The organism is Mycetohabitans sp. B3 (assembly GCF_021498065.1).
Classification (GTDB): Bacteria; Pseudomonadota; Gammaproteobacteria; order Burkholderiales; family Burkholderiaceae; genus Mycetohabitans.
The window spans coordinates 1-1,921 of sequence record NZ_JAHLKN010000222.1; the positions used below are offsets into that span (position 1 = coordinate 1).

Annotated in this window: 1 protein-coding gene and 1 pseudogene; both read left to right on the forward strand. The window is 52.2% G+C overall.

Annotated features, from left to right (window positions below):
• On the forward strand, positions 1-645 hold a 645-nt coding region (locus tag KQH55_RS16435; protein WP_235091721.1), incomplete at its 5' end, for an aromatic amino acid lyase.
• 137 nt (positions 646-782) lie between these two features.
• Positions 783-1,921 (forward strand): annotated as a pseudogene (locus KQH55_RS16440) (IS110 family transposase); the annotation flags it as partial.

Genomic DNA, 1,921 nt, shown 5'->3' on the forward strand with positions numbered 1-1,921 from the left:
ATTAGGGATGCTGTGGATTATGTTAAGTGTGTGGTAGAAAATGAGTTGAATTCTAGTAATGACAATCCTTTGGTGATTCCAAAGCATAATGATGTATATCATAATGGCCATTTTCATGGTCAGTACATTGCCATGGCGATGGATCATTTATCTATCGCGTTGGTTACGTTAAGTAATTTGTCAGATCGGCGTATCGATCGATTTATGGATAAAAATAATAGCAATGGATTGCCACCATTTCTTTGTGTGAGTGATCAAGGGATCCGACTTGGGTTGATGGGAGGCCAGTTCATGAGTGCTTCCCTTGCCTCAGAAAACCGGTCTTTATGTATGCCAGTCTCCATTCAGTCATTGCCCTCGACAGCTGATTTCCAAGATATCGTGTCACTTGGTCTTGTGGCCGCTCGGCGTGCACAGGAAATATTTAATAATACCATTTATGTTATAAGCTTCGAACTTTTGTGTGCATGTCAAGCAGCTGATATTCGTGGTGCTGACAAATTGGGAACGCATACTGCCATGCTTTATAATTCGGTGCGGTCTTTTTTGCCGTTTTTTGATAAAGATGAGTCGCTTACGTCGTATCTAGAGGACGTGGCTAATTTCATTCGGAATGGAATGGTTTGTTCTTCGGGGGATGACTAATGAGCATGTTATATAAAAATCAGGGCGGTAGTGGAGCGGTGGCACAGGTTGGATAAGTAGATCCTATGTAGCGAGAGACCAACCCAAGCTTAAGTCGTAAGCTTAAGTGAATCAAGGCGAACGCAACGGAGGCTATCATGCGTACAGATCACTTAGCCGGAGTCGATGCTGAGAACGTAATACTGGCAACATCACTCGAACTGGCGGGGGCCCAATGGAAGATTGCGCTGCATGATGGACGCAGACAGAGTCCAGCGGTGCACACGGTAAGGGGAGCGCAAGCGGCCATGCGAGTGCAAGCCCTATTGGAGGTGATTGAGCGGTACAAGCAGAAATGGTCACTGCCCCAAGGTGTGCGTGTGGTGGTCAGTTATGAGGCTGGGCAGGATGGATTCTGGATCTATAGAGCGCTGCGCTCGCGTGACATCGATTGTTACGTGATCGATGCGGCCAGTATTCCGGTGGAGCGGCACAGGCGTCGCGCCAAGACGGATCGACTTGATGCGATCAAGCTGGTCACGAATCTGCGAGCCTGGCTGCATGGCGAACGCGAGCGCATGCGCGTTGTGCGAGTGCCCTCGCTGCAAGATGAAGCTTCGCGTCAGTTGATTCGTGATCGAGGGCAGTTGCACAAAGAGGTGTTTCAGCACCGCGAACGTATGCGTAAGCTGTTGATCACAATGGGTTGCTGGGACGGTTTCGATCATAGGACGTTTGCCAAGCGGCTAGCGAGCGGCAAACTGGTTTGTCATGATGGCACGCCGCTGCCCAGCGAGTTGCATGAACGACTGTTACGCGAGGCGGCCCGCCTGGCACTTGCCGAAGAACAACTCGCGGCACTTGAGCGCACACTGCAAGAACGTCTACCGGCACCTGTACGCGAACGGATCGCTTATCTTACGCACCTCAAAGGTGTAGGCCATATCGGGGCATCGCGCCTGATGCTTGAGTTGTTCTGGCGCCAGTTTGGTAACCGGCGGCAACTGGGCGCCTGCGTGGGCCTGTCCCGCAGCCCTACGATAGCGGACAGAGCCGGATTGATCAGGGAATCAGCAAGCAGGGAAATAAACGAGTGCGAACCCAGCTCGTCGAGATGGCCTGGTGCTGGCTGCGCTATCAGCCTAGCAGTGCGCTGGCGCAGTGGTTCAACAAGCGCACGCAGGGCACTGGCGCCAATCGCCGCGCGCGGCGCATTGCGATTGTCGCGCTTGCCAGGCGGTTAGTGATTGCATTATGGCGCTACCTTAAAGACGGCGTGATTCCACAAAACGCTCAG